This window comes from Nostocoides jenkinsii Ben 74 (assembly GCF_001046875.1).
Classification (GTDB): domain Bacteria; phylum Actinomycetota; class Actinomycetes; order Actinomycetales; family Dermatophilaceae; genus Nostocoides_A; species Nostocoides_A jenkinsii.
The window spans coordinates 2,890,732-2,897,109 of the sequence record NZ_HF571038.1 but is presented as its reverse complement, the minus strand read 5'-3'; the positions used below and the strand labels follow the sequence as shown (position 1 = coordinate 2,897,109).

Below are 6,378 nucleotides of genomic sequence, written 5' to 3'. Positions count from 1 at the left end.
ATCCGTATGTCCGTGGGGTCCTGTTGGACATGTTCCGCGAGGCCAAGCAGAAGTATGGCGATCCCGTCCTCGCGTATGCCTCGATCGTGCAGGACCCGGAGAAGGCCAAGGCCTATAAGAGCGCCCGCGGCAAGGGCGGTCTCGTGCGCTCCACCTGGGATGAGGTGGTCGATCTCGTCGCCGCCGCGCACGTCTACACCGTCAAGCGCTGGGGCCCGGACCGCATCGCCGGCTTCTCCCCGATCCCGGCGATGTCCCCGGTGTCCTACTCCAGCGGCGCCCGCTTCCTCGAACTCATCGGCGCCCCGATGCTCTCGTTCTACGACTGGTATGCCGACCTGCCGAACGCCTCGCCGCAGATGTTCGGCGACCAGACCGACGTCCCCGAGTCTGGCGACTGGTGGGACGCGGGCTATCTGATGATGTGGGGCTCCAACGTCCCGCTCACCCGCACCCCCGACGCCCACTGGATGACCGAGGCCCGCTACCGCGGCCAGAAGGTCATCGCCATCGCCCCCGACTACGCCGAGAACGTCAAGTTCGCCGACGAGTGGGTCACCTGCGCCCCGGGCCAGGATGGCGCGCTCGCGATGGCGATGGGCCACGTCGTGCTCAAGGAGTTCTTCGCCGACAAGCAGGTCCCGTTCTTCGTCGACTACAACCAGCAGTACACCGACCTACCTTTCCTGATCTCGTTGCAGGACAACGGAGATGGCACGTTCGCGCTCGGCAAGAATCTCGTGGCAGGTGACCTCGACATCCCGGAGAAGGACTCCGAGAACGCGATGTGGAAGCCCGCGGTGTTCGACCGCAGGGGCGGGCAGATCGCCATACCCAATGGCACGCTCGGCGACCGCTACGGCGACGAAGGCCTGGGCAAGTGGAATCTCCAGCTCGGCGACCTCGACCCCGCCCTGAGTCTGTATGACGTGCGCGACGACACCGCGCTCGTCGCCTTCCCCCGGTTCGACAGCGTCGACGGCAATGTCACCTACGAGAGCCGCGGCGTCCCGATCAAGCGCATCGGCGGCCACGTCGTCACCACCGTGCTCGACCTGCTGCTCGCGCAGTATGCCGTCGGCCGCGAGGGCCTGCCCGGCACCTGGCCGGCGAGCTACGACGACGACACCATCGCCGGCACCCCCGCCTGGCAGGAGCAGTTCACCTCCGTCCCGGCGGCCCAAGTGACGCGGTTGGCCCGCGAGTGGGGCCAGAATGCGATCGACACCGAGGGCCGCGGCATGATCCTCATGGGCGCCGGGACGAACCACTGGTATCACTCCGACCAGATCTACCGCACGATGCTCGTGCTCACGACGATCACCGGGTGCCAGGGTCGCAATGGCGGTGGCTGGGGCCACTACGTCGGCCAGGAGAAGGTGCGCCCGATCATGGGCTTCCAGCACATGGCCTTCGCCCTCGACTGGCACCGCCCGCCGCGGCACATGAACCAGACGGCCTATTGGTATGTCAACGCGAGCCAGTACCGCTACGACACCTTCACCGCCGACGAACTGGACTCCGGCACAGGCATTTTCGCCGGCAAGGGCGTGATGGATCTGCTCGCGCTATCCGTTCGCCTCGGCTGGAGCCCGAGCTATCCGACCTTCACTCGGTCGAGCCTGACCCTGGCCGACGAGGCCGAGGCGGCGGGGATGGCACCGGCCGACTATGTCGTCGCCCAGTTGAAGTCCGGCGAGTTGAAGTTCGCGATCGAGGACCCCGAGGCGGAGGAGAACCACCCGCGCATCCTCAGCCTGTGGCGCTCGAACCTGTTCGGCTCCAGCGCCAAGGGCAATGAGTACTTCCTCAAGCACCTGCTGGGCACCGACCACGCCCTGTCGGCGCACGAGGCCGACCCGGGGACCCGGCCGGCCGGCATCGTCTGGCCCGAGAAGGCCGCCGAGGCCAAACTCGACCTGCTCACCACGCTCGACTTCCGGATGACCAGTTCGACGCTCTTCTCCGATGTCGTTCTGCCGGCGGCGACCTGGTACGAGAAGCACGACCTCTCGACCACAGACATGCACCCGTTCGTGCACTCGTTCAACCCAGCCATCGCCCCACCGTGGCAGTCCAAGACGGACTGGGAAACCTGGAAGGCCATCGCCAAGCGGTTCTCGGAGTTGGCCGTCGACCACCTCGGCGTCCGCAAGGATGTCGTGGCCAAGCCGCTCTGGCACGACACCCCGGAGGCCATGGCCACCGTCCATGGGGCGGTCAAGGACTGGCGCACCGGCGAGGTCGAGCCGATCCCGGGCAAGACCCTGCCCGTCCTGGCGGTCGCCGAGCGGGACTACCCGGCGACCTACGACAAGATGACGTCGATCGGGCCGCTGATGGAGAAGGTCGGCATGCTGACCAAGGGCGTGTCCTACGACGTGAAGCGGGAGATCGGCATACTCCGGCAGCGCAATGGGACGGCGACGACGGGAGCCGGCGCCGGACAACCGCGCCTCGAGACCGACATCCACGTCGCCGACGCGATCCTGCACCTGTCCGGGACGACCAACGGCCATCTCGCCACGCACGGCTTCAAGAACGTCGAGAAGCGCACGGGCACCGAGCTTCACGACCTCTCGGCCGAGCACGAGGGCAAGCAGATCACCTTCGCGGACACCCAGATTCAGCCCATCCCCGTCATCACCTCACCGGAGTGGTCGGGCTCGGAGTCCGGTGGCCGACGGTATGCGCCTTTCACCATCAATATCGAGCGGCACAAGCCGTTCCACACCTTGACCGGGCGCCAGCAGTTCTATCTCGACCACGACTGGATGATCGGTATGGGCGAGGCCCTCCCCATCTATCGGCCTCCCCTGAACATGACCCGGCTCTTCGGCGAGACGCCGATCGGGGAGCAGAACGAGCTCGGGGTGTCGGTGCGCTATCTGACCCCGCACAACAAGTGGTCGATCCACAGCGAGTACCAGGACAACCTCTTCATGCTCTCCCTCTCCCGGGGTGGGCAAACGATCTGGATGTCCGATGTCGACGCCGCCAAGGTCGGCATCAAGGACAACGACTGGATTGAGGCGGTCAACCGCAATGGTGTCGTCGCGGCGCGCGCGATCGTCAGCCACCGCATGCCCGAGGGCACGGTCTACATGCACCACGCCCAAGACCGGCTCATCGACGTGCCCCTGACCGAGCGCGACAAGAAGCGCGGCGGCATCCACAACTCGCTGACTCGCATCCTGATCAAGCCGAGCCACATCATCGGCGGGTATGCGCAGTTTGCCTACTTCTTCAACTACATCGGGCCGACGGGCAACAACCGCGACGAAGTCACGATGATCCGCCGCCGCACCAACCAGAAGGTGGAGTACTGACATGCGCGTCATGGCCCAGATGGCGATGGTGATGAACCTCGACAAGTGCATCGGGTGTCACACCTGCTCCGTGACCTGCAAGCAGGCGTGGACCAACCGGACCGGCACGGAATACGTCTGGTTCAACAATGTCGAGACCCGGCCTGGGCTCGGCTACCCCCGACGCTACGAGGACCAAGAGGAGTGGCAGGGCGGCTGGGTTCGCAAGTCCAACGGCCGCTTGGCGCTCAAGGCCGGTGGGCGCGTGAAGAAGCTGCTCAACATCTTCTCCAACCCCAAGATGCCGAGCATCGACGACTACTACGAGCCGTGGACCTACGACTACGAGACGCTGATCAACGCGCCGCAGCAGCAGAACTTCCCGGTCGCCCGGCCGATGTCGCTGATCTCCGGCAAGCCGATGAACGTCAGCTGGTCGGCCAACTGGGACGACGACCTCGGCGGCGCGCATGAGTACGCCCCCAAGGACCCGATGCTCAAGGGCATCGAGGACAAGGTCAAGTTCGAGTTCGAGCAAACCTTCATGTTCTATCTGCCGCGCATCTGCGAGCACTGCCTCAACCCCAGCTGCATGGCCTCCTGCCCCAGCGGCGCGATCTACAAGCGCGCCGAGGACGGCATCGTCCTGGTCGACCAGGAGAAGTGCCGGGGCTGGCGTATGTGCATCTCCGGCTGCCCCTACAAGAAGATCTACTTCAACCACAAGACCGGCAAAGCCGAGAAGTGCACCTTCTGCTACCCCCGCATCGAGGTCGGCATCCCGACGGTCTGCTCCGAGACCTGCGTCGGCCGCCTGCGCTATATCGGCCTGATGTTGTATGACGCGGACGCCGTCCTCGGTGCCGCCAGCGTCGAGAACGACACGGATCTGTATGCCGCGCAACGCAATGTCTTCCTCGACCCGGAGGACCCCGCCGTGCGGCAGGCCGCCGAGCGCGCCGGAATCCCGGCCGACTGGATCGACGCGGCCCGCCGCTCCCCGGTGAAGAAGCTCATCCTCGACTATCAGGTGGCCCTGCCGCTGCACCCGGAATACCGCACCATGCCGATGGTCTGGTACATCCCGCCGCTCTCCCCGGTCGTCGATGTCATCAAGGACACCGGCCACGACGCCGAGGACCAAGGCAACCTGTTCGCGGCGATCGACACGCTCCGCATACCCGTGGAGTATCTCGCCAACTTGTTCACCGCCGGCGACGTCGCCCCGGTCGAAGGCGTGCTCAAGAAGCTCGCGGCGATGCGTTCGTTCATGCGCGATATCAACCTCGGCAACGACCCCAACGCCGAGATCGCGGGCTCGGTCGGGATGAGCGCCGAGGCGATGTATGAGATGTTCCGCCTCCTGGCCATCGCGAAGTATGCCGACCGCTATGTCATCCCGACGGCCCACGCCGAGCAGGCGCACGCATTGGAGGAACTCGCCACTGACTGCCCCGTCAGCGAATATGGCGGCGGACAGTCCGCGGCGTTCGGGGAAGGCTCGGGCCGAGGTGGGTTGACGCCCGTCGCGGTCGAGAACTTCCGGGTGTTAAAGGAGGCTCAGCAGGCCGACTCCTTCGATGAGCTCGCCGCCGAGAACCCCCTGCGTGGCCGCGTGAACCTGCTCAACTGGGACGGCAAGGGCCTGCCCGAGGGCATGTTCCCCGACGACGATCGGAGCCGATGATGTTGTGGCGCCGGCACCGCGGCACCTCGCCGTCGCTCACGCCCCTGCAGTTGCGGACGTCGTGGCAGGCCATCTCCTGGCTGCTGGACTACCCGACCGAGGCGCATCGGCTGCGTGCCCCGGGGGTCCGGGCAGCCATCGCGGACCTGCCCGCTCCGGTGCGCGAGCCGCTGGGTGAGGTGCTCGATGCGATCGAGAGCCAACCGCTGGCGCAACTGCAGAGCGACTACGTCGATACCTTCGATGTCACGCGGCGCTGTGCGCTGCACCTGACCTATTACACGTGCGGCGACACCCGCAAACGAGGCGTCGAGCTGGTCCGGTTCAAGCAGGCCTACCGGGACGCGGGCGCGGCATACGACCATGAGGAACTGCCGGACCACCTCGGTGTGGTGCTGGAGTTCGGGGCCACGGTCAATCACACCGTCGCGTGGAAGCTCCTGTGCGATCACCGCGTCGGCGTCGAACTCCTGGCGCGCGCGCTGACCGACCGCGACTCGACCTGGGCCCCGGTCCTGCGCGCGCTGCGCGCGACCCTGCCCGCGCTCGACGGCACCGACGAGGAAGCCCTCGCTCGGCTCATTGCCGAAGGCCCGCCGAGCGAGCAGGTCGGCCTCGAACTCCCGGGCTACGCCCTCGACCCTCGCCTTCAGTCCACGCACCTCGGATCGAGCATCCCAGTTAGGGCCAACGCATGAACCGCTTCCTGTTCGGGATCTTCCCCTACCTGTGCCTGGCGGTCTTCGTCGTCGGCCACTACTGGCGCTACACCTACGACAAGTTCGGGTGGACGACGCGCAGTTCGCAGCTGTATGAGGACCGCCTCCTGCGCATCGGCAGCCCGCTCTTCCACTTCGGCATGCTCGGCGTCGTCGGTGGTCACGTCCTCGGCCTGCTCATCCCGCAGTCCTGGACGGACAAGGTCGGTCTGTCGCGGGAGGCCTACCACGTTCTCGCCCTGGTCGGCGGCATCCCCGCCGGCGTCATGGCCGTCGTCGGCCTGGCGATCCTGGTGTATCGCCGCCGCACCACCGGCCCGGTGTTCAGCGCAACCACCAACAACGACAAGGCGATGTATGCCGTGCTCGGCGTCGTCATCGTCCTCGGCATCTGGAACACCATCGCCGGAAGTCTGTTGCAGTTCGGCGGGCATTACAACTACCGCGACGGGGTCTCGCCGTGGTTCCGCAGCATCTTCGAGTTGCGTCCCGATGTCGACCTGATGGCGGCGGCGCCGATCGGCTTCAAGATCCACGCGGTGGCGGCCTTCCTGCTCTTTGCGATGTGGCCGTTCACTCGGCTAGTGCACGTGTTCAGCGCCCCGATCGGCTACTTGACCCGGCCCTACATCGTCTACCGCAGCCGCGACAACCGAGCGGCGGG

At 66.2% G+C, this 6,378-nt stretch carries 4 protein-coding genes; all 4 read left to right on the top strand.

Features of this window, described 5'->3' with window-relative positions:
- On the top strand, positions 1 to 3,329 hold a 3,329-nt coding region (locus BN13_RS13810), incomplete at its 5' end, for a nitrate reductase subunit alpha (protein WP_048547779.1).
- Between the two features lies 1 nt (position 3,330).
- Positions 3,331 to 4,995 (top strand): nitrate reductase subunit beta, encoded by a 1,665-nt coding sequence (narH, locus tag BN13_RS13805; RefSeq protein ID WP_048547777.1) that lies wholly within the window; start codon positions 3,331 to 3,333, stop codon positions 4,993 to 4,995.
- Complete coding sequence (gene narJ, locus BN13_RS13800; RefSeq protein WP_048547775.1) at positions 4,992 to 5,693, top strand: nitrate reductase molybdenum cofactor assembly chaperone; 702 nt, start codon at positions 4,992 to 4,994, stop codon at positions 5,691 to 5,693. The genes narH and narJ overlap by 4 nt, the downstream gene beginning before the upstream one ends.
- On the top strand, positions 5,690 to 6,378 hold a 689-nt coding region (narI, locus tag BN13_RS13795; RefSeq protein ID WP_084733769.1), incomplete at its 3' end, for a respiratory nitrate reductase subunit gamma. The genes narJ and narI, both read left to right, overlap by 4 nt.